Below are 21,768 nucleotides of genomic sequence, written 5' to 3' on the forward strand. Positions count from 1 at the left end.
ATGCCCGACACCCCCCGTTCGACCTACCGCGTCCAGGTGCGGCCCGGCTTCGACCTGGACGCCACCGCCGAGCTGACCGACTACCTGGCCGCGCTCGGCGTCACCCACCTCTACACCGCGCCGCTGCTCACCGCCACCCCCGGCTCGCAGCACGGCTACGACGTGGTCGACCACCGGGCGGTCAACCCGGAGCTGGGCGGCGAGGCCGGTCGGCAACGCCTGGTCCGGGCGCTGCGCGCGGCCGGGCTGGGCCTGGTCGTGGACATCGTGCCGAACCACGCCGGGGTGGCCCGGCCGGCGGCCAACCCGGCCTGGTGGGACGTGCTGCGGGCCGGGCGCGACTCGGCGTACGCGGACTGGTTCGACATCGACTGGGACCGCGGCCGGCTGCTGCTGCCGGTGCTCGCCGACGCCCCCGACGCGCTGGACGACCTCAAGCTGGTCGACGGGGAGCTGCGCTACCACGAGCACCGCTTCCCGATCGCGGACGGCACCGGCGACGGCACACCCCGCGAGGTGCACGACCGGCAGCACTACGAGCTGGTGGACTGGCGGCGCGGCGACACCGAGCTGACGTACCGCCGGTTCTTCGCCGTCTCCGACCTGGCCGGCCTGCGGGTGGAGGACCCGGCGGTCTTCGACGCCACCCACGCGGAGATCCTGCGCTGGTCCGACGCCGGGGACGTCGACGGCATCCGGGTGGACCACCCGGACGGGCTGCGCGACCCGGCCGGCTACCTGGCCCGGTTGCGCGCCGCCGCGCCGCAACGCTGGCTGGTGGTGGAGAAGATCCTGGAGTACGGCGAGGACCTGCCGGACTGGCCGGTCGACGGCACCACCGGCTACGACGCGCTGGCCGCCGTGTCCGGCCTCTTCGTCGACCCGGCCGCCGAGCCGGACTTCACCGCGCTCGACGGGCGGCTCACCGGCCGGCACACCTCCTGGGAGGACCTGACCCACGGCACCAAGCTGGAGGCCGCCACCCGGCTGCTCGCCGCCGAGCTGACCCGCCTCGCCGCGCTCGTCCCCGAGCTGCCCCGCGAGCAGGTCCGCGACGCCCTCGCGGAGCTGGCCGCCTGCTTCCCGGTCTACCGCGGCTATCCGCCGGAGGGGGCCCGGCACCTGGCCGCCGCCCGCAGCGAGGCCGGTCGCCGCCGGCCCGACCTGACCGCCGTGCTGGACCAGGTCACCGCCCGGCTCCGCGACCCCGGTCACGAGCTGGCCGCCCGGTTCCCGCAGTTGACCGGCGCGGTGATGGCCAAGGGCGTGGAGGACACCGCCTACTACCGGTGGAGCCGGTTCGTCGCGCTGAACGAGGTGGGCGGCAGCCCGGCCCACTTCGGGGTGCCGCCGGCCGAGCTGCACCGGTTCGCCGCCGCCCGCCAGGTGCGCTGGCCGGCGAGCATGACCGCGCTCTCCACCCACGACACGAAGCGCGGCGAGGACGTCCGCGCCCGGCTCGCGGTGCTGAGCGAGCTGCCCGGCCGGTGGGCCGACCGGGTCACCGACTGGATGTCCCGGGCGCCGCTGGCCGACCCGGCGCTGGCCCACCTGCTCTGGCAGACCGCCGTCGGGGCCTGGCCGCTCGACCGGGACCGGCTGCACGGGTACGCGGAGAAGGCCGCCCGGGAGGCGTCGGTCAGCACGAGCTGGGCCGACCCCGACCCGGCCTTCGAGCACGAGATGCACGCCCTGGTCGACCGGATGTACGACGACCCGGAGCTGCACGCCCAGATCACCGCGTTCGTCGACGAGATCACGCCGGCCGGCTGGTCCAACGCGCTCGGGCAGAAGCTGGTGCAGCTCGCCATGCCCGGCGTGCCGGACACCTACCAGGGCACCGAGCTGTGGGAGAACTCCCTGGTCGACCCGGACAACCGCCGCCCGGTCGACTTCGCCGTACGCCGGGAGCTGCTGACCCGGCTCGACGCCGGCTGGCAGCCGACGGTGGCCGCGGACGGCGCGGCCAAGCTGCTCGTGGTCTCCCGCACGCTGCGGCTGCGCCGGGACCGTCCGGAGCTGTTCACCGGCTACCGGCCGCTGCCGGCGCGCGGCCCGGCCGCCGCGCACGCGGTGGCGTTCGACCGGGGCGGCGCGATCGCGGTGGCCACCCGGCTGCCGGTGCGGCTGGCCCGCGACGGCGGCTGGCGGGGCACGACGTTGTCACTTCCCGTTCATCCGGTGACCGACGTGTTCACCGGTCGGGTCTACAGTGGTGAGGAGGTGCTCCTGGAAGATCTGTTGAGCACCTGTCCCGTCGCCCTCCTCGCACCCACCGACCCAGCGGAGGCCGCCGCATGACCGAGTTCACGGTGTGGGCGCCCGAGGCCGCCCGGGTGCGGTTGCGCCTGCCCGGCGTGGCCGACCACGACATGCGGCCCGGTCCGGACGGCTGGTGGCGGGTCGAGGCGCCCGACGCCGGGCCGGGCGCCGACTACGCGTTCCTGCTCGACGACGACGAGCAGGCGCTGCCGGACCCGAGGTCGGCCTGGCAGCCGGTCGGCGTGCACGGCCCCAGCCGGGTGTACGACCACGCGGCGTTCCCCTGGACCGACACCGCGTGGACCGGCCGGCAGTTGCCCGGCAGCGTGCTGTACGAGCTGCACATCGGCACGTTCACCCCGGAGGGCACGTTCGACGGGGCCATCGCCCGGCTCGACCACCTGGTGGAGCTCGGTGTCGACCTGGTCGAGCTGCTGCCGGTCAACGCGTTCAACGGCGAGCACAACTGGGGTTACGACGGCGTCTGCTGGTACGCCCCGCACGAGCCCTACGGCGGGCCGGACGGCCTGAAACGCTTCGTCGACGCGGCTCACGCCCGAGGGCTGGGGGTGATCCTCGACGTCGTCTACAACCATTTCGGGCCCTCCGGGGCCTACGCGCCGCGCTTCGCGCCGTATCTCGCCGAGCAGAGCAACACCTGGGGCCGCACGGTCAACCTGGACGGCCCGCACTCCGACGGCGTGCGCCGCTACATCGTCGACAGCGTGCTGATGTGGCTGCGCGACTACCACGTCGACGGGCTGCGGCTGGACGCCGTGCACGCGATGCCGGACGGCCGGGCCACCCACTGGCTGGAGGAGGTGGCGGTCGAGGTCGAGTCGCTGTCGACCGCGCTGGGCCGGCCGCTGTCGCTGATCGCCGAGTCCGACCTGAACGACCCGACGCTGATCACGCCGCGCGAGGCCGGCGGCTACGGCCTGCACGCCCAGTGGAACGACGACGCGCACCACGCGCTGCACACGCTGCTCACCGGCGAGCGGCAGGGCTACTACGGCGACTTCGGCTCGTTGGAGTGCCTCACCGACGTGCTGACCGGCGCGTTCTTCCACGCCGGCACCTGGTCCAGCTTCCGCAACCGCAGCCACGGCCGCCCGGTCGACCGGCAGCGCACGCCCGGCCACCGGTTCGTCGCCTACCTGCAGAACCACGACCAGATCGGCAACCGGGCCACCGGTGACCGGATCTCCGCCACGCTCTCGACCGGGATGCTGCGGGTCGGCGCCACGCTGCTGATGACCGCGCCGTTCACCCCGATGCTGTTCATGGGGGAGGAGTGGGCCGCGACCACGCCGTGGCAGTTCTTCACCAGTCACCCCGAGCCGGAGCTGGCGGTTGCGGTCGCCACCGGCCGCCGACGCGAGTTCGCCGACCACGGATGGGTCACCGACGACGTGCCCGACCCGCAGGACCCGCAGACGTTCCTGCGGTCCCGGCTGGACTGGGCCGAGCTGGACAAGCCCGACCACCGCGAGATGTACGAGTTCCACCGGCGGCTGATCGTGCTGCGCAAGTCGTGCCCGGACCTGTCCGACCCGCGGCTGCACCGGGTCGAGGTGCGCCACGGCGACCAGTTCCTGGTGGTGCGACGCGGCGACACGCTGGTGGTGGCCAACCTGGCGGAGCGACCGCAGCGGGTGAACCTGCCCGGGGCGGTACGCCGGGTGCTGCTCGCCTCCTCCGAGGGGGCCACGGTGATGCGCGGCGGCATCGAGCTGCCGGCGGAGAGCGCGGCGATCGTCGCGCTCTGACGTCGCGCCCCGGTCCTCGCGGCGTCGAGGCATGCCGTTTGCCGGTCCAGCTGCGCCGGTCGCCCGCTGAGGGCCGGCAGCACGTCAACGCACTGCCCGACCGGGAGTCGGGCGGGCGGGGGAGTCGACATCCTGCCGACGAACCTGATGGCCCGAACGACTCACGCCGGAGGCGGACGGCATCGCGCCGGCCGAGACTCGGCTGCGGCCGGTGGCGCGTACCGTCGTCGCGGAGATCGCCCGCCCCCACCCGCCACGGCCCGCCTGGTCGGCCTGACCGGTGCACGGGTTCGCGCCGATCTTGGAGTTGTGGTGGTTCGCAAAGCCGACATCCGGCGCTTTCCCTGGCACCACAACTCCAAGATCGACGAGAGGGGAAGGGCGGCGAGGCGGCGGGGCGATGAGTTCGGCGGGTGGGGGCGGTCTGAGCGGGGACGGGGCCGACAACTGGGGGTTTTCATGTCCGACACGCTGAGCCGGGACGAGTTGTGGACGCTCGCGCACGCCGAGCGGGCGGCGCTCGCCGAGGATCTGGCCGGGCTGGAGGCGGCGCGGTGGGCGCAGCGTTCGCTGTGCGGACGGTGGACGGTGGAGGAGGTGGTCGCGCACCTCACCGCGGCGGCGAGCGTCGGCCGGGCACGCTGGGTGGCCAGCGTGCTGGGCGCGCGCTTCGACTTCGACAAGCACAACGACCGTCGCCTGGCCGAGCACCGGGGCGCCGACCCGGCGGAGACGCTCGACCGGTTCCGTCGGATCATCCGCAGCACCACGTCCACGTTCGGCCCGACCGAGGCGTGGCTCGGTGAGGTGGTCGTGCACGCCCAGGACATCCGGCGACCGCTCGGCCTCGGCCGTACGCCGCCGGTCGAGGCCGTGACGCCGGTCGCCCGATTCTTCGCCGGTCGGGACTTCACCGTGAGCGGACGCAGCGCCATCCGGGGGCTGCGGGTGGCGGCCACCGACGGACCGTTCGCCACCGGCGCCGGCCCACTGGTCAGCGGCACCACGCTGGCACTGACCATGGCGATGGCCGGCCGGGCGGCATACTGCGATGACCTGACCGGGCCCGGTGTGCCCACGCTGCGTCAGCGGTGCGCCCCCGCCTGAGGACGGGCGACGCCGCCGGTGTGCCGGCGTGGAGAGGAGCACCATGAAGCACGTCCAGCGGGCAGTGGCGGCGCTCGCGATCGTCCTGTTGGCCGGCTGCACGTCCACCCCGGCCGCGCCGCGCGCCGGCACGGCTCCTGCCGCCGGCACGGCTCCCGGCGCGTCGACGGGTGCCCCGGTTCCGGTGCCCGGGGAACTCGCCGCGCTGGAACGGCGGTTCGGAGCGCGGATCGGCGTCTACGCGGTCGACACCGGCACCGGCCGCACGCTGGCCCACCGGGCTGACGAACGGTTCGCGTACGCGTCGACGTGCAAGGCGCTCGCGGCCGGCGCGTTGCTGGCCGCCACGTCCGACGCCGACCTGGACCGGGTGGTGCGTTACCGGCGGGCGGACCTGGTGTCGTACTCGCCGGTCACCGAGCGGTACGTCGGGTCCGGGATGACGCTGCGGGCGGTCGCCGAGGCGGCGGTGCGGCAGAGCGACAACACCGCCGGCAACCTGATGTTCGCCGAACTCGGCGGCCCGGCCGGGTTCGAGCGCGCGCTGCGGGGCGTCGGCGACCGGGTCACCGACCCCGCCCGCACGGAGCCGGACCTCAACGAGGCCGCGCCGGGCGACGTCCGCGACACCAGCACCCCCCGCGCGTTGGTCGGTTCCCTGCGGGCGTACGCGCTGGGCGACGTGCTGCCGCCGCCGGACCGGGCGGTGCTGCTCGACTGGATGCGGAGCAGCACCACCGGCGCGGGCCTGGTCCGGGCCGGCGCGCCGGCCGGTTGGCGGGTCGCGGACAAGAGCGGCACCGGCGGGTACGGCACCCGAAACGACATCGCCGTGGTGTGGCCGCCGGACGCCGCGCCGATCGTGCTGGCGGTGCTCACCACCCGGGCCGACCGGCACGCGACGCCGGACGACGCGCTGGTGGCCGGTGCCGCGGCGGCGACCCTGGCAGCGATGCGCTGACTGCATACCGAGTATGCTCGCCGTCATGCCGCCGACCCGTCGCATCCTGGCGCTCGTCGCCCCCCTCGCCGGTTTCCTGCTCGGCTTCCTCGACTTCGTCTGGATCACGAGGGTGCCGTACCCGCTGGCCGAACTCGGCAACTCCACCGCCACCTGGGCAATCGCCGCGTTCGCGCTCGGCTGGTGGGTCCGGGTGGGCGAGCTGCGGGCGGCGGTGGCGGGCGTGGTCCTGCTGGTCGTCGCCGTGCCCAGCTACTACCTGGCGGCGGCGCTGCTCCAGGGGGACGACCTGGCCGTGATCACCGCGCCCACCTCGTTGCTCTGGATGGCGTCCGGGGTGCTCGCGGGCGTGGTGTTCGGCGTCGCCGGTGTCTGGGCCCGGTCGTCCGGGTGGCGGCGGGTGGTGGCGACCGCGTTGCCGGCGGCCGTGTTCGTCGAGGAGGCGCTGCGCTTCGCCGACCGGGCCCGCACCGGCTACTACCCCGGCGCCTGGTGGAACGTGGCCATCGACCTCGGGCTCGCCGCGCTCGTGATCCTGCTCGTCGCCCGCGCCGCCCGGACCCGGTTGCTCGCGACGACGGTGGCGTTGCCGCTGGCCGCGCTCGGCGCGTTTGTCTTCGTCGCCGTCTCCGGCTGAGGCCCCACGTCGCTCGCCGCGCGCGGGCACGACGTGCTGCTGGTCGACCGTCGGCCCGCCCTGAGCGGGGCGATCCGGACGACCGGTATCTTCGTTCGGCCGCGTAGACCGCCTGCGGGCCGTCCTCCGGTCACCGGGGGACGGCCCCGGACCCGTCAGGGGATCGGCCACTCGTGCACCGGGCGGTTGCTGTGCATCAGGTCGACGTAGTGCCGGACCACCTCGCGCAGCGCGGCCGGCCGGTCCAGGTGGTCGGCGGACTCCAGCCGGTGCAGCGTCTCCACCTGCCAGGTCGCGCCGTTGCGGCCGGTCAGGCAGCGCTGCTCGATGACGCCGAGCAGCCGGTCCCGTTCGGCCGGGTCCAGGCCCCACCGGTCGAGCCCCTGGTGGGCCATCGGCAGCAGCCGACGCAGCACCAGCTCGGTCACCGGCAGGTAGCCCAGGCCCGGCCAGAACACCTGGGCGTCGATGCCGTGCCGGGCGCAGGCGTTGAAGTTCTCCTCGGCGGCGCTGAACGACATCTGCGACCAGAGCGGACGGTCCGACTCGGCCAGCGCCCGGACCAGTCCGAAGTAGAAGGCGCCGTTGGCCACCGTGTCCAGCACGGTCGGGCCGGCCGGCAGCACCCGGTTCTCCACCCGCAGGTGCGGACGCCCGCGCGACACGTCGTAGACCGGCCGGTTCCAGCGGTAGATGGTGCCGTTGTGCAGGCGCAACTCGGCGAGTTTCGGCACACCGCCGCTGGCCAGCGTCGCCGCCGGATCCTCCGGGTCGCACACCGGCAGCAGCGCGGGGAAATAGCGCACGTTCTCCTCGAACAGGTCGAACACCGAGGTGATCCACCGTTCCCCGAACCACACCCGCGGGCGTACCCCCTGGGCTTTTATCTCTTCCGCCCGGGTGTCGGTGGCCTGCTGGAACAGCGGGATGCGGGTCTCCCGCCACAGCTCCCGGCCGAAGAACAGCGGAGAGTTCGCGCCGAGCGCCACCTGGATGCCGGCGATCGCCTGGGCGGCGTTCCAGTAGTCGGCGAAATGCGCCGGGCTGACCTGGAGGTGGAACTGGGTGCTGGTGCAGGCCGCCTCCGGCGTGATGGTGTCGGCGGTGGTGGCCAGCCGCTCCACCCCGCTGATCGCGATCGGCAGGTCCTCCCCGCGGGCGGCGAAGATCTGCTCGTTGAGCAACGCGTACCGGGGGTTGGCGGAGAGCGATTCGGCGGTCAGGTGCTCCGGGCGCAGCGTCGGCAGGACGCCGATCATCACCATGTGCGCGCCGACCGTGCGGGCCTTCTCCTCGGCGGCGTTGAGGCTGGCCCGCACGTGCTCCTCGAACTGGGCGGTGCCGGTGCCGGTGAGCCGGCGCGGCGCCACGTTGATCTCCACGTTGAACTGGCCCAGCTCGGTCTGGAAGGCCTCGTCGGCGATCGCCGCCAGCACGTCGGCGTTGCGCATCGCCGGGTCGAAGCGCTCGTCGACCAAATTTAGCTCGATCTCCAGGCCGGTCATCGGCCGCTCCACGTCGAACCGGGACTCGCGCAGCATCTCGGCGAAGACGTCCAGACAGCGCCGGACCTTCTCCCGGTAGCGGGCCCGATCCTCCCGGCTGAAGGTGCGTGCGCCGACGTCTTCGCCCATGGTCACCACCTTGTCACCGTTGGTCTTCCCAACCTCGCACGGAGTGACGGGTCAGGAAAAGGTCTAAGGAACCTTTTCTGTACCCCGAACCGCCCGGAGGAAAGCACGGGCCCCCGCTTGACGCCTCCCGTAGAGGCAGGCGCCCCGCTTGCCGGCCGGTCGCCAGGTGGGCCGGCTACCATGGCCGCCGCGACGGAGAAGGAGTGACTGATGCGCGACGGGTGGATCCGGGCGTTCGTGTGGGCGGCGATCGCCGAGGCGTGCTCCTGGGCGGCGCTGCTCGCCGGCATGGCGGTCAAGTACGGGCCGCCGCGCAACGAACTCGGCGTGCAGGTGTTCGGCCCGATCCACGGCGCGCTCTTCGTCGCGTACGGGCTGCTGGTCCTCGTGGTGGCCCGACGGCGACGCTGGTCGCTGGTGTGGACCGGGCTGGCGCTGGCCAGCGCGGTGCCGCCGTTCGCCACCGTGCTGTTCGAGCGCTGGGCGCGCCGCCGCGGGCTGCTCGACGCCCCCGCTCCCGACGCGCGTCCGCTCGCGAAGGTCGGTGGTTGAGCGGAGCCCCGCCGTCACCGGAGGCGTCAGGCGGGGCGTCGGCCTCTACCGGAGGCGTTGGGCGGGGGCCCGTCCTTTCACGTCAGGGCGGAGCAGGCGGCTACGCCGAGCACCAGGAGGGCGCCGAGGGTCGCCTGGAGCAGCAGGGCCGGGCCCAGGTGCGACCAGAGCGTCGCGGTACGCGGGGTGAGCAGCTGACCGGTGGTCAGGTTGACGATCCGCTCGATCCGGGGCGGCAGGTCCGCGTCGCGCTGCGGGCGCAGCGTGAGCTGCACGTGGTCGCCGGGGTGCAGCGCGCTCTGCGGCAGATGACCGTGCAGTTCGACCTCGACCAGCCGGTCCGCGGCGTCGCGCACCCGGACCGGGGTGACCAGGAACTCGGGCCCCTTCTTCAGGTCCTTGAAGCTGCGCTTCGCGCCGCCACCGCCGCTGCTGAGCAACGCGCGGACCACCCGTAGCAGCAGCCCCACCACCCCCGCCGCGGTCAACACCGTGACCAGCACCGGCTGGCCCACGCGCACCTCGCGGGCGTACCCCTCCATCAGCCGGACCAGCCGTCCGGTGACGACGCGTTCCGTCGGACGGACGACGCGTCGGGTGTGTAGCTCCGTGTCCATGTTCACCACCGAGAGTTCCGTTCCGTGCACAGATGGTATCGGCCCTTCAGGTTGAACGACGTGAATGAACGAACGGTCACGCCCGACGGACCGGAAGGTGACATCGGCCGGGGCGCGGGTATGCGTGCGGCCGAGCTGGAAAGGGGTCGAGCATGCAGCTGTCCTTCCTGCGCCCGCTCTACGACCGTCCCGGGCCCTGGTGTTCGGTGTACCTGGACGCCTCCCGGGACACCCACGACTCGCGCCCACAGGTCGACCTGCGCTGGCGGGCCCTGAAGGGGGACCTGCTGGCCCAGGGCGCCGATCAGGTCACCGTCGAGGCGGTGGAGGAGGTGGTCCGCCGGCACCAGCCGATGCCCGGCGACTACGGCATCGCGGTCTTCGCCAGCCGGGGCCGGGTGGTGCTCACCGAGTACCTCTCCGCGCCGCCGCTGCGCGACCTGGCCACCTGGGCCGCGCTGCCGCACACCATGCCGCTTGTCGCCCAGCGCGGCGAACAGGTCGCCTGGGTGCGGGTGCTGGCCGACCGCACCGGCGCCGACGCGATGGCGGTCAGCGCCGGCGGGGTGCCCCGGCGGGCCCAGGTGACGGGCCGGCAGAGCCGCCAGGTGCGCCGGGTGCAGCCCGGCGGCTGGTCGCAGTCCCGCTACCAGCGGGCCGCCATGGAGGCGTGGCACCACAACGCCGGCGACGCCGCCGCGGCCACCGCCGAGCTGGCCGACCGCGTCGGCGCCGACGTGGTCGTGGTGGCCGGCGACATCCGGGCCACCGGCATGATCGCCGCCCAGCTCCCGGAACGCTGGCAGGACGTGCTGGTCCGCACCGACGCCGGCTCCCGGGCCGGCGGCGCCGAGGACACGCTGATGGACGACCTCACCGTGCAGACCGTCGCCGAGGTCGCCGACCGGCGGATCGCCGCCGCGCTCGACCGGTTCGGCGTGCAGGAGGACGTCGGCGCCGGGCTCGACGCGGTGGTCGCCGCGCTGCAACGAAACCAGGTCGACACCATGCTGATCGTCGACGACGCGTCCGCCGACGGCGAGCTGTGGGTCGGCCCCGAGCCGACCGAGATCGCCACCGACCCGGCGCAGCTGGCCGACATGTCGGTGGCCGACCCGCAGAAGGTACGCGCGGACGCCGCGCTGCTGCGCGCGCTGATCGGCACCGACGCGGAGCTGACCGTGCTCGCGCCGGAGGAGGCGCCGGAACTGACCGACGGGGTCGGCGCGGTGCTGCGGTACGTCGACGCCGGCACCCCGGGGCGGGACGATGGCTGACCGTACCGTCGCCGACCTGGTGGTCGAGCGGCTACGGGCCTGGCGGGTGCCGCGGGCCTTCGGCTATCCCGGCGCGGCGCTCGCCCCGCTGGTGGCCGCGCTCGACGACGCCGGTGGCGACCCGGCGTTCGTGCCGGCCCGGCACGAGGAGACGGCCGCGTTCATGGCCACCGGCCACGCCAAGTTCACCGGCGGGATCGGGGTGTGCCTGGCCACCCAGGGGCCCAGCGCGGTGCATCTGCTCAACGGCCTCTACGACGCGAAGCTGGACAGCAAGCCGGTGGTGGCGATCATCGGCGAGGACGTCAGCGGCCCGCTCGGCGGCGCGCACGAGGAGATCGGGCTGAGTCGCCTCTTCGGTGACGTGTGCAACCAGTTCGTCCGGTACGGCCGCACTCCCGACCACGTACCGGCGCTGCTGGACCAGGCGTTCCGGACCGCGGCGGCGACCCGCAGCCCGACCTGCGTGGTGCTGCCCCGGGCGTTGCAGGTGACGCCCGTGCCCGACCGGCTGCCACCGACCGCCGGCGTCATCACCGCGACGCCCGGCGAGCCGCTGGCCCGGGTGCTGCCGCACGACGCCGACCTGGACGCCGCCGCCTCGCTGCTCAGCGCCGGGCAGCGGGTGGCCGTGCTGGTCGGCCAGGGAGCGCACGGCGCGGCTGGGGAGATCGTCGCGCTCGCCGACCGGCTCGGCGCGGGCGTGGCCACGTCGCTGCTCGGCAAGCCGGTGCTGGACGAGCGGCTGCCGTTCCACACCGGCGTGCTCGGCGAGGTCGGCACCACCGCCGCCGCGCAGCTCATGGGCGGCTGCGACACGCTGGTGCTGATCGGCACGAACGACCCGTGGACCGACTGGTTCCCGCTGCCCGGGCAGGTGCGCACCATCCAGATCGACATCGACGGTCGGCGGATCGGCACCCGTTACCCGATCGACGTTCCGCTGGTCGGCGACGCCGCCGAGACGCTGCGGGCGCTGCTGGACCGGGTGCCGGAACGGCCCCACGCGCAGTGGCGTGGCGTGGTGGAACGCTCGGTGGACCGTTGGCGGACGCTCGCCGCCGACCGCGCCGCCGCCCCGGCCGAGCCGATCAACCCGGAACTCGTGCTCCGCGAGCTGTCCGCCCGGCTGCCGCGACGCGCCGCGGTCGCCGTCGACATCGGCTCGGTCCTCTACTGGTACGCCCGCCAGGTGGAGTTGCCGCCCGGCGTGCAGGCCCGGCTCTGCGGCACGCTCGGCTCGATGGGGTGCGCGCTGCCGTACGCGGTGGCCGCCAAGCTGGCCTGGCCGGACCAGCCGGTGCTGGCGCTGCTCGGCGACGGCGCGATGCAGCTCAACGGCCTGGCCGAGCTGATCACCGTGGCGCACCACTGGACGGAGTGGCCCGACCCCCGGCTGGTCGTGCTGGTGCTGAACAACCGCGACCAGTCCGGGGTGGGCGGCGGCCGCCCCCCGGGCACACCGCCCTACCGGCGACCCGGCGTGCCGTACGCCGGCTGGGCCCGGCTGCTCGGCCTGCACGGCGTCCGGGTGGACCGGCCGGACCTGATCGGCCCCGCCTGGGACGAGGTACTCGCCGCGGACCGGCCCAGCGTGCTGGAGGCGGTGGTGGACCCGGCCGTGCCGCTGAACGCGCCCGAGCCGGCGCTGGCCGACCTACGCGGCCTGATGACGGACGGCGACGCGGCCCGGCGGGTGCGGGACCGGGTGATCCAGACCGAGGCCATCGCCGCCGAGGACCTCGTTTAGCCGGACCCGGGTGGGGCACTGCGACCAGGCATTCGCCGGTCCCCGGGAGGTCCCGCTTGTCCACCGTCACCGATCGTCGCTACGGTCCCGCCCCGCTGCCGGCGGCCCGCGGGCCGGTCTCGGCCGGGCTGCTCACCGCGCTGCGCGGGTCGCCCGGCGCGCTGCCGTCCGGGTTGGGCGACCGGTTCGACGAGGCGGCGGCGCCGCTGACCGACGAGGACCTCCAGCTCACCCTCTTCCTCTGCTACGAGCTGCACTACCGCGGGTGGCAGGGCGTGACCGACGAGTGGGAGTGGGAGCCGTCCCTGCTGGCGCTGCGGGCCCGGGCGGAGCGTCCGTTCACGGCGGCGCTGCGGGAGCTGGCCGGGCCACTGCCGGCGGTGCTGCCGGCCGCCCTGCCGGCGACGCTGATCGACGTGGTGGCCGCGGACGACGGTCCCGCGCTCGCCGCCACTCTGCAACGCCGCGCCGACCTGGCGCAGTTCCGCGAGTTCGTCACGCACCGCTCGATCTACCACCTCCGGGAGGCCGACCCGCACAGCTGGGCGTTGCCCCGGCTCGGCGGCCCGGCGAAGGCGGCGCTCGTCGAGATCCAGATGGACGAGTACGGCAACGGCCGGCTGGACCGGATGCACGCGGAGCTGTTCCGCGCCACCATGGACCGGCTCGGCCTGGACACCGGTTACGCCGCCCACCTGGACCGGGTGCCGGCGGTGACGCTGGCGCTCAACAACCTGATGTCGCTGTTCGGGCTGCACCGGCGGCTGCGCGGGGCGTTGCTCGGCCACCTGGCCGCGTACGAGATGACCTCGTCGCTACCGAACCGCCGGTACGGCAACGGGTTGCGCCGGCTGGGCTTCGACGCGGTCGCCACCCGCTTCTACGACGAGCACGTCGAGGCGGACGCGGTGCACGAGCAGATCGCCGCGTACGACCTGTGCGGCGGGCTGGTCCGCGCGGAGCCGGCGCTCGCCGGGGACGTGCTGTTCGGGGCCGCCGCCGCGCTGGCGCTGGACCGTCTCTTCGCCACCCACCTGCTGTCCGCCTGGTCGGCGGGGCGTTCGTCGCTGCGGCCGGCCACCGGCGCGCTGGCCGCCGCCTGACTCCCTGCTGTTCCCACCGGCCCCCGAGCGGTCAGGGCGCCCGGAAGCCGGCGACCTTGTGGGTGCCGTCGCAGAACGGCTTGATCGCGCTCTTGCCACAGCGGCACAGCGCCACCGTGCCCCGGCGCGCCTCGATCGGCTCGCCCTCCGGCGTGACCAGCGCGAAGTCGCCGCGCACCAGCAGCGGTCCGTCCCGGTACGGGGTGATGGTCGCCGCCGGGGCGCTCTGGTCGTCGGGCATGCGCGGTGCAGTGCCCGTCCCGCCGCGGCCCAAACCCGCACCCGGCGTGCCGTTGCGCCCGTGGCGGCGGGGGAGCGGCGCGACGGCACCCGACCGGGGGTTGGTCCGGCGCGTGGGGAGATGACCCGTTTAGACCCCAGACGGACGGGAAGCCGGCCCGCGTGGTGAGCGAACGAGTCGAGCGCGGACCGGCGGCCGGCACCGCGTTGCCCGGTGACCGGGTGGTCGCGGCGGGCAGCGCGGCCCGGATCCTGGTCGCCGCGACGGCCCGGGCGCTGCGCGGCGACGACTGCGGCGACCTCGGTCACGCCGGCTCGCTGTCCCGGCTCGGCGGGGCGCCGGAGGCGGTACGGCGCGTCGCCGCCGGCCGCGCGGCCGGTCGGGCGGCGCTCACCGCCGCCCAGATCGCCCGCGTCGACGCCGAGCGGGTGGCCGACTGGTTCGTCGCCCAGTACCCGGGCCGGCGCTGGCCCGGGGCGGTGCTCGGCTCGCCGCACGGTGCCGCGGCCCACCTCGCGGTGGCACTCGGCGTGCCCTGGCTGCCCGCCGGCTTCGAACTCGCCGGGCAGTGGGGCCGGGGCGCGGTGGACCGTCCGGACGCCGCGCTCGACCACGGTGCCGCGCTGGCCGGCCGGCTGCTCGCCGGCAACCCCCGGGTGCACGTGCGGCAGGTGCACTGCCCCGCCAGCCGGGGCGTGGCGGTCGGCGCCGCGGTCACGCTCGCGGTCCGCTGGCGGACCCTGCCCGAGGCGTACGCGCGGTTCCTGGCCGATCGGCTGGAGCCGGCCGCGCCGGTGCTGCTGTTGCACGACGCGCGTACGTGGCCGGTGCGGGACGACGGCGGCGGCCACAGCTTCCAGGCCGGCTGCCCGGCCAGCGGCCTCGACCCGGTCGACTTCCACCCGGACGCCCCGGCGCTGCGCCACGTGCTGCGCGCGGCCGGTGGCGACGAGACGCGCTGGCGTGCCCCGGAGGTCACGGCGTCGGCGGCGTTCGCCGAACACGGCGTGGAGTCCGGTTTCGAGCACGGCGCCCGGGAGTGGGGCGACACGCGGGGCCACCCGCTGCACCGGGTGGTCGTGCCGCAGCCGGACGCGCTGAGCGCGGCCACCGCGGACCTCTACCGACGCTGGCTGCGCCGGGCCGGAAAGACCGGCGACCGGCTGGTGGTGGAGTGCGGCCGGCTGCTCGACCCGGGACAGGTGCTGCGCGCCGGCCTGGTGCCCTACTGGTGCGAGAACGCCACCCGGCGCCGGGTGCAGGGCGCCGAGTGGTGGCTCGCCGGCAGTGAGCCGTTCAGCTCGGTGGACGTGCTGCCGGAACCGCCCGGCCTGCGTTCGCCCGCGCTCGCCGGCCTGTCCCAGTGGCTGGCGGTGGCCGGCTTCGGGCGCCGGCGGCGGGCCCTGGACCGGGGCGCGGCCCGCGGATACCCGGTCACCTCGGTACCGACCCGACGTGCCACGGAGGTGTTGCGCAACCAGCCCTGCGACCTGCCCGCGCCGCCGCCGATGCCGATGGCGGAGGCGCTCGCCGCGCTCCGGGACGCGGGCGCCCACCAGGGCCTGCTGGTCTGCTGAGCGCGGGCCACCACGCCGACGGGCACGGCCCGCCGGCCAACCTGGCGAAACATCCTCGCGAACCGACGGTCCGTGATTGAGTACCTACGGAGCGGGAAGACCGCTCGCCGCGACTCGGCCCACGACGCCGCGCGGCGGGCAGCCACCGCTTCCGACGTATCCGTCACGTAACCAACGTCCTCACCCGGGGCGTGGCCCGACCACGCGCGCAACCGGTTCCGGCCGGGCGGGGGATCTTCGGCGAGGGAGGCGCGGATGTTCGGACAGACCACCACACCCACCCCACCGACCACCGAGCGGGGCCTGGAGGACCTCGACGCGGCGGCGCTCGCGTACGCGGCCCGGATCGAGGGGCTGCCACCCGAGCGGCGGCAGGAGGCACGGGACGACCTGGTCCGCTTCGCGTTGCCGTTCGCCGGGCGGCTGGCCCGCCGGTACCGGGGTCGCGGGGAGCCGTTGGAGGACCTGGAACAGGTCGCCCGCCTCGGCCTGGTCAACGCCGTCGACCGGTACGACCCGGAGCGCGGCTCGTTCACCGCGTACGCGGCGATCACCATCGTCGGTGAGATCAAGCGACACTTCCGCGACCGCACCTGGGGCGTGCACGTGCCACGCCGGCTGCGCGACCTGATCCTCGAGGTGGGGCAGGCGACCGCGACGCTGACCAGCGAGCTGTCCCGGGCCCCGTCGGTCGCCGAGTTGGCCGAGCGGCTGGAGACGCCGGAGGAGGAGATCCTCGCCGCGCTGGAGTCGGCCGCCGGCTACAGCCCGGCCTCGCTCAACGCGCCGGTCGGCGGCGAGAGCTCGGCCGAGTTCGGCGACCTGGTCGGCGAGTCCGACAACGCGCTGGAGTCGGTCGACGACCGGGTCACGGTCAGCGGCCTGCTGCACCGACTGCCCTGGCGGGAGCGGCGGATCCTCGCCATGCGCTTCTACGGCAACCAGACCCAGGCCGAGATCGCGGCCCGGTTCGGCATCTCCCAGATGCACGTGTCCCGGCTGCTGTCCCGGGCGCTGACCTGGCTGCGCCAGGCGATGCTCGCCGACGCGCCGCCGCCCTGGCAGAACGGCACGGCCGAGGCGGAGCCGGCGAGGTCCCGGATCTCGGTGCGGCAGAACGGCGACCGGGTGGTCGTCGAGGTCGGCGGCGAGGTGGACCGGGCCGGCGCGGACCAGTTGCGCCGGGCGGTGCTGGAGGCGGTCACCGGGCAGCCCCGCGAGGTGGTGGTCGACCTGGTGGGCGCGGGCGGCTTCGACGCCGGCGGAATCGCCGCGCTGATGGCCGGCCGGGACGCCGCCGCCCGGACCGGGGTGCCGCTGCGGCTGACCCGGGTGCAGCCCGCGGTACGCCGCTCGCTCACCGCCGCCGGCCTGCCCGCCGCCGACTGAGCTGCCGCACGCCACGTGCCGGCCCGTTGACGACGACGGGCCGGCACGGTGCGCGTCCTACGTGGTGTTAAGCGGGGCCCCCTGCTCTGCCGGAGGCGTTAACAGGGGGCCCCTCCTTTCAGTTCTCCGGGGTGTCGCCGTGGCCGCGCGGGTGCCGCCAGCGCTCGTTCGGCTGGTCCTCGCGCGGGGCGCCGAGGATCGTCTCCTCCGGCTCGTCGGTCTCCTCGAAGCTGGGGCGGCGCACGTCCTCCGGCTCCGGCACCACCACCGGCCGGGCGCCGGACTGCGGCGCGGGCTGGTACTCGACGGCCTCCCGGGCGCCGTGCGCGCCCTCGGCGGCCGGCGACTCCTTCGCGTACCGGACGTGGTGGAACTCCTCGGCGAAACTCTGCGGCGGCTTGGTGGTGCGCTGGGGCAGGTCACGGCCGAGGTCGGAGACGAGCGGGCCGTACTTGGCGTCGAACGCCGGCCGCTCCGAGCGGATCCGGGGCATCCGGTCGAAGTTGCGCAGCGGCGGCGGGCAGGTGGTGGCCCACTCCAGCGAGTTGCCGAACCCCCAGGGGTCGTCCACGGTGACCATCGCGCCGTACCGCCAGGACTTCCAGACGTTGTAGATGAAGAACAGCGTGGACGCGCCGAGCACGAACGACCCGACGGTGGAGATCTCGTTGAGCCCGGTGAAGCCGTCGCTGGGCAGGTAGTCGGCGTACCGGCGGGGCATGCCCTCGTTGCCGAGCCAGTGCTGCACCAGGAACGTGGCGTGGAAGCCGAGGAACATGGTCCAGAAGTGCATCTTGCCCAGCCGCTCGTCGAGCAGCCGGCCGGTCATCTTCGGGAACCAGAAGTAGATGCCGCCGAACGCGGCGAACACGATGGTGCCGAAGAGCACGTAGTGGAAGTGCGCCACCACGAAGTACGAGTCGGTGACGTGGAAGTCGACCGGCGGGCTGGCCAGCAGCACGCCGGTCAGGCCGCCGAGCAGGAACGTGACCAGGAAGCCGACGGCGAACAGCATCGGCGTCTCGAACGTGAGCTGCCCCTTCCACATGGTGCCGATCCAGTTGAAGAACTTCACCCCGGTCGGCACCGCGATCAGGTAACTCAGGATGCTGAAGAACGGCAGCAGCACCTGGCCGGTGGCGAACATGTGGTGCGCCCAGACCGCCATCGACAGCACCGTGATGGCGAGCGTGGCGAGCACCAGCCCGGTGTAGCCGAAGATCGGCTTGCGGGAGAAGACCGGGATGATCTCGGTGATGATGCCGAAGAACGGCAGCGCGATGATGTAGACCTCGGGGTGCCCGAAGAACCAGAACAGGTGCTGCCACAGCATCGGCCCGCCGGTGGTCGGATCGTAGACGTGCGAGTGCAGGATCCGGTCCGAGGCGAGCGCGAACAGCGCGGCCGCCAGCAGCGGGAACACGAAGATCACCAGAACGCTGGTGAGCAGCAGGTTCCAGGTGAAGATCGGCATCCGGAACATGGTCATGCCGGGCGCGCGGAGGGTCAGGATCGTGGTGATCATGTTGACCGCGCCGAGGATCGTGCCCAGACCGGAGACGGCCAGCCCGACCACCCACATGTTCGCGCCCACGCCCGGCGAGTGCTGCGCGGTGCTCAGCGGCGTGTACGCGGTCCAGCCGAAGTCCGCCGAGCCCTGCGGCGTGAAGAACCCGCCCACCGTGATGGCCGCGCCGAAGAAGTAGAGCCAGTACGCGAACGCGTTGAGCCGGGGGAACGCCACGTCCGGCGCGCCGATCTGCAACGGCACCAGATAGTTGCCGAACCCGAACACCATCGGCGTCGCGAACAGCAGCAGCATGATCGTGCCGTGCATGGTGAACATCTGGTTGTACTGCTCGGGGGAGAGCAGTTGCATCCCCGGCCGGGCCAGCTCGGCGCGGATCAGCATCGCCATGAAGCCGCCGATGATGAAATACGCGAACGACGTGCCCAGGTAGAGCAGGCCGATCAACTTGGCGTCGGTGGAGCGCAGCAACCGCCACAGCGAGTTGCCCTTCACCGCCTCCCGGACCGGGCCGGGATATCCGCCGAACCGGGCCGGCGCGAGGATCGCCGGCCCCCGGTCGTGTGCCGGATCCGTGACTACTCGCTTGGGCATCGCATCTCACCCCAGGTGACGACAGACAGGACGGGCGCGCGTACCCGTCCCCTCTGCCCATGAAACCAGGCGAGAGCGGAGAATTCGGTCAGTTTGCCGGGAGCATGGCCCAGACGACCTTGCCGGCGCCGACCGGCGTGCTGCCCCACCGCTGGGTCAGCTCCCGCACCAGCATCAGCCCCCGGCCGCCCTCCGCGCGGGGATCACGGTCGGTCGCCGCGTACGCCTCGGCGGGGCTGCCGTCCATCACCGCCACCCGCAGGTACGGTCGGCGCAGCGTCAGCGTGACGTGCATCGGCGTGCCGGCGTGCCGGACCACGTTGCCGACCAGCTCGCTGAGCACCAGCGAGGCCGGACCGGCCAGTTCCGGCACGTTCCACCGGCCGCACGCCTCGGTGACCAGCTCCCGGGCCCGCCGGCAGGCCCCGGCGACCGGTTCCAGCCGGGCCCGCAGCCGTGGTGACGCCGCGGTGCCGGCCAGCGCCGTCGCCTCCGCGCAGTCCCGGCGCACCGGCACCACCCGGCAGGCGGTGGTCTCGCTCAGCCAGGCGGCGGTCTCCCGGGGCGGGGCGGAGAGCACCATCGGCACCGCCGGCCAGTCGGCCGCCCGCCGGGCCGCCGCCGCGAACACCGACAGCGCCAGCGGGTCGGTGACGTCTATCTCCTCCAGGTCGACCACGAGCGCGTCCGGTTGCGCGGCGAGGCAGCGGTCGAGCACCTCGTGCACCGCACGCATCGTGCCCAGGTCGAGCGCACCGGCCAACCGTACGACGGTGACCGGGGACTCGTCGCGGACCTCGCACCTGATCCGGGTCGACATCGGGCCCTCGTTTCCAACTCGTCGGGAGGCTCTCGACGTACCCGCCCCCCGGACCACCGAAACCGGCCATCCGGCGCGTGCCGTCGCAGGTCACGCTGGCGGCGCACCGCAGCCGCGCCGGGACGGTCAGCGGCGGTGGTGGTGGTCGCGGCGGCCGGCGAGCAGGCCCAGCGTCAGCATGGCGGCGCCCAGCAGCAGGTGCAGCCAGGTGTCGGCGCCGTTCACCGCCAGCACGTTCGCCTCGGTACGCCGGTCGACGGCCAGGCCGAACAGCCAGAGCACCAGGTAGACCGCGCCACCGCCGAGCAGGAACGCCCGGGCGCCGGCGACCGTCCGGGACAGCAGCAGGCCGGCGACGCCGAACGCCAGGTGGACGACGTTCTGCACCACCGACACCTGGAACAGCCCGAGCAGTCGGGCGCCGGACGCCGGTCCGGCGAACCGCAGGTCGGCGAAGGAACTGGTGACGCCGGGCACGAAGCCCAGCACGCCGAGCAGCAGCAGGAGCACCGCGACGCCGGAGGCGGCCCGGCGCACCGGCGCCCGGCCGTCGGCCGGGTTGCGCCGCGCCCGGGAGTGCGCCATCGAGTTGGTCACGCCGGCCTCCTCGCCACCGCGGGGAAGCTGACGATTTCCCCGGCCCACCGGCGGCAAACGCCGGCCCACCCGCGCCGAAGGCCGGGCCACGCCGGCCCACCCGCGCCGAAGGCCGGGCCACGCCGGCCCACCGGCGGCAGACGCCGGCCCGGCCACGGGAGGCGGCCGGGCCGGCGGTGGTGCCGTCGATCAGGCGGGCTGCAACGGTCGTGCGGCGCCCTGTCGGACCCGGTCGTAGAGCGCGACGTAACGCTCGGCCATCCGGGCCGGGGTGAACCTGTCGGCCGCCTCGCGCCGGCACTCGTCGGCGTCCAGCCGGCCGGCGGCGAGCACCAGATCGCCCAGCTCGTCCTCGTCGGCGGTGAGCAGGCCGGTGCGGCCGTGCTCGATCAGCTCCGGCAGGCAGCCCCGCGAGGTGGCCACCACCGGAGTGCCCAGCGACAGGGACTCGACCACCGCCGTGCCGCCCGGCTCCTCCCAGCGCAGCGGGAACAACGACGCGCGCGCGGAGGCGACCAGGTCGTCGCGCTCCTGCCCGGCCACCGTGCCGACCCAGCGCACCCGGTCACCGTCGACGTACGGGGCGACGTGGTCGTGGAAGAACCGCACGTCCGGGTTCTGTCGCGCCTCGTCACCGGCCGCGGCCAGGTCCTCCGGGCGGTGGTACGGCCCGACCGGGCCGGCCAGCACCAGCCGGAAGCCGGCCTCCCGGGCCAGTCGGGCGCCCAGGTCCTGCCCCTTCCCCGGGTTGATCCGACCGAGGATCACCACGTGGTCGCCCTTGGGCGTCGCCGGGCGGCGGTCCGCGTCGACCGCCAGCGGGGTGGACAGGTGCACGTGGCCGACCGAGTGCTCCCGCAGCGCGCGGGGAGCGCGGGCGAGCTGCGAGGCCGACACCCCGTTGACCCGCACCCGGTCCCCGCCGTCGAGGTTGCCGTACAGCTCCGGATGCTTGGCCAGGTCCCAGTGCAGGGTGTGCAGCACCGGCGGCGCGTCCGGGCCCATCGCGGCCAGCGTGGCCAGCCCGACCGCCTCCACGTGGTCGTGCACCAGGTCGATGTCGTCGCGGGCGTGCACCGCCCGCACCACGTGCGCCAGGTGCGCCTGGGACACGCCGCAGACCTGGTTGTACGGCCGCTGCAACGCGTGGAACTGCCCGTCCGGGAAGACCGCGATCTTCTCGTCGACCGGCAGCGTGCTGCTCTGCACCGAGGCGAGCACCACCCGTACGCCGAGGCGGCGCAGCTCCGGCACCAGCGTGGCCACCACGTTCTCGATCCCGCCGTATCCGGGCGGTGGCACGGACAGCCACGGCCCGGCGTTCATCAGCACGGTGAACGTCATGCGCTGCCT

General features: G+C 74.3%; 18 protein-coding genes. 11 read left to right on the forward strand and 7 right to left on the reverse strand.

Going from position 1 to position 21,768, the window contains the following annotated elements:
* From treY to TPA0908_RS21525, 5 genes are all read left to right on the forward strand, one after another.
* Positions 1-2,301 carry a malto-oligosyltrehalose synthase gene (gene treY, locus TPA0908_RS21505; RefSeq protein ID WP_281940626.1) on the forward strand — a complete coding sequence of 767 codons (2,301 nt, stop codon included), beginning with the start codon at positions 1-3 and terminating at the stop codon, positions 2,299-2,301.
* The gene (gene treZ, locus TPA0908_RS21510) at positions 2,298-4,031 is read left to right on the forward strand and encodes a malto-oligosyltrehalose trehalohydrolase (protein WP_281940628.1); all 1,734 of its coding nucleotides are present in this window, start codon (positions 2,298-2,300) and stop codon (positions 4,029-4,031) included. Before treY ends, treZ begins: the two co-directional genes overlap by 4 nt.
* Before the next feature lie 459 nt (positions 4,032-4,490).
* Positions 4,491-5,138, forward strand: a complete 648-nt coding sequence (locus TPA0908_RS21515) for a maleylpyruvate isomerase family mycothiol-dependent enzyme (protein WP_281940629.1) — start codon at positions 4,491-4,493, stop codon at positions 5,136-5,138.
* A 43-nt stretch (positions 5,139-5,181) separates the two neighbouring features.
* Complete coding sequence (gene bla, locus TPA0908_RS21520; RefSeq protein ID WP_281940630.1) at positions 5,182-6,099, forward strand: class A beta-lactamase; 918 nt, start codon at positions 5,182-5,184, stop codon at positions 6,097-6,099.
* Between the two features lie 25 nt (positions 6,100-6,124).
* Positions 6,125-6,736 carry a DUF6518 family protein gene (locus TPA0908_RS21525; RefSeq protein ID WP_281940632.1) on the forward strand — a complete coding sequence of 204 codons (612 nt, stop codon included), beginning with the start codon at positions 6,125-6,127 and terminating at the stop codon, positions 6,734-6,736.
* A gap of 155 nt (positions 6,737-6,891) precedes the next feature.
* Here the strand turns inward: TPA0908_RS21525 and TPA0908_RS21530 are convergent, their stop codons facing one another.
* Complete coding sequence (locus TPA0908_RS21530; RefSeq protein ID WP_281940634.1) at positions 6,892-8,370, reverse strand: glutamate--cysteine ligase family protein; 1,479 nt, start codon at positions 8,368-8,370, stop codon at positions 6,892-6,894.
* A gap of 210 nt (positions 8,371-8,580) precedes the next feature.
* On the opposite strand from TPA0908_RS21530, the gene TPA0908_RS21535 reads away from it, so the two are divergent.
* Positions 8,581-8,922, forward strand: a complete 342-nt coding sequence (locus tag TPA0908_RS21535) for a DUF3817 domain-containing protein (protein WP_281940636.1) — start codon at positions 8,581-8,583, stop codon at positions 8,920-8,922.
* A gap of 77 nt (positions 8,923-8,999) precedes the next feature.
* Here the strand turns inward: TPA0908_RS21535 and TPA0908_RS21540 are convergent, their stop codons facing one another.
* Positions 9,000-9,548: a hypothetical protein gene (locus tag TPA0908_RS21540; RefSeq protein ID WP_281940638.1), complete on the reverse strand. Its 549-nt coding sequence runs from the start codon at positions 9,546-9,548 to the stop codon at positions 9,000-9,002.
* A 143-nt stretch (positions 9,549-9,691) separates the two neighbouring features.
* Between TPA0908_RS21540 and TPA0908_RS21545 the strand changes: the two genes are divergently transcribed.
* From TPA0908_RS21545 to TPA0908_RS21555, 3 genes are read left to right on the forward strand one after another with little or no spacing between them, the layout of a single operon-like run.
* Positions 9,692-10,816 (forward strand): baeRF2 domain-containing protein, encoded by a 1,125-nt coding sequence (locus TPA0908_RS21545; RefSeq protein ID WP_281940640.1) that lies wholly within the window; start codon positions 9,692-9,694, stop codon positions 10,814-10,816.
* On the forward strand, positions 10,809-12,566 hold the full coding sequence (locus TPA0908_RS21550; protein ID WP_281940642.1) for a thiamine pyrophosphate-binding protein: 1,758 nt from the start codon (positions 10,809-10,811) through the stop codon (positions 12,564-12,566). The genes TPA0908_RS21545 and TPA0908_RS21550 overlap by 8 nt, the downstream gene beginning before the upstream one ends.
* A 56-nt stretch (positions 12,567-12,622) precedes the next feature.
* Positions 12,623-13,669, forward strand: coding sequence for an iron-containing redox enzyme family protein (locus tag TPA0908_RS21555; protein WP_281940644.1), 1,047 nt, complete (start codon positions 12,623-12,625; stop codon positions 13,667-13,669).
* 31 nt (positions 13,670-13,700) lie between these two features.
* On the opposite strand, the gene TPA0908_RS21560 is transcribed toward TPA0908_RS21555, so the two are convergent.
* Complete coding sequence (locus tag TPA0908_RS21560) at positions 13,701-13,910, reverse strand: CDGSH iron-sulfur domain-containing protein (protein ID WP_281940646.1); 210 nt, start codon at positions 13,908-13,910, stop codon at positions 13,701-13,703.
* Between the two features lie 161 nt (positions 13,911-14,071).
* Here TPA0908_RS21560 and TPA0908_RS21565 point away from each other — a divergent pair, with 161 nt between their 5' ends.
* Positions 14,072-15,487 carry a hypothetical protein gene (locus TPA0908_RS21565; RefSeq protein WP_281940648.1) on the forward strand — a complete coding sequence of 472 codons (1,416 nt, stop codon included), beginning with the start codon at positions 14,072-14,074 and terminating at the stop codon, positions 15,485-15,487.
* 255 nt (positions 15,488-15,742) lie between these two features.
* The gene (locus TPA0908_RS21570; protein ID WP_281940650.1) at positions 15,743-16,876 is read left to right on the forward strand and encodes a SigB/SigF/SigG family RNA polymerase sigma factor; all 1,134 of its coding nucleotides are present in this window, start codon (positions 15,743-15,745) and stop codon (positions 16,874-16,876) included.
* Positions 16,877-16,994: 118 nt separating this feature from the next.
* Here TPA0908_RS21570 and ctaD read toward each other — a convergent pair whose 3' ends face one another.
* The 4 genes from ctaD to TPA0908_RS21590 all read right to left on the reverse strand — a co-directional run bounded on the left by ctaD (position 16,995) and on the right by TPA0908_RS21590 (position 21,759).
* Positions 16,995-18,998, reverse strand: coding sequence for an aa3-type cytochrome oxidase subunit I (gene ctaD / locus TPA0908_RS21575; RefSeq protein WP_281940652.1), 2,004 nt, complete (start codon positions 18,996-18,998; stop codon positions 16,995-16,997).
* 88 nt (positions 18,999-19,086) lie between these two features.
* Positions 19,087-19,818: an ATP-binding protein gene (locus TPA0908_RS21580; protein ID WP_281940654.1), complete on the reverse strand. Its 732-nt coding sequence runs from the start codon at positions 19,816-19,818 to the stop codon at positions 19,087-19,089.
* Positions 19,819-19,944: 126 nt separating this feature from the next.
* Positions 19,945-20,403 (reverse strand): DUF4383 domain-containing protein, encoded by a 459-nt coding sequence (locus TPA0908_RS21585; RefSeq protein ID WP_281942638.1) that lies wholly within the window; start codon positions 20,401-20,403, stop codon positions 19,945-19,947.
* 201 nt (positions 20,404-20,604) lie between these two features.
* Complete coding sequence (locus tag TPA0908_RS21590; protein ID WP_281940656.1) at positions 20,605-21,759, reverse strand: glycosyltransferase; 1,155 nt, start codon at positions 21,757-21,759, stop codon at positions 20,605-20,607.
* Positions 21,760-21,768: the final 9 nt, after the last annotated feature.

It is taken from the genome of Micromonospora sp. AKA38, assembly GCF_027925725.1.
In the GTDB taxonomy this organism is placed as follows: Bacteria; Actinomycetota; Actinomycetes; order Mycobacteriales; family Micromonosporaceae; genus Micromonospora.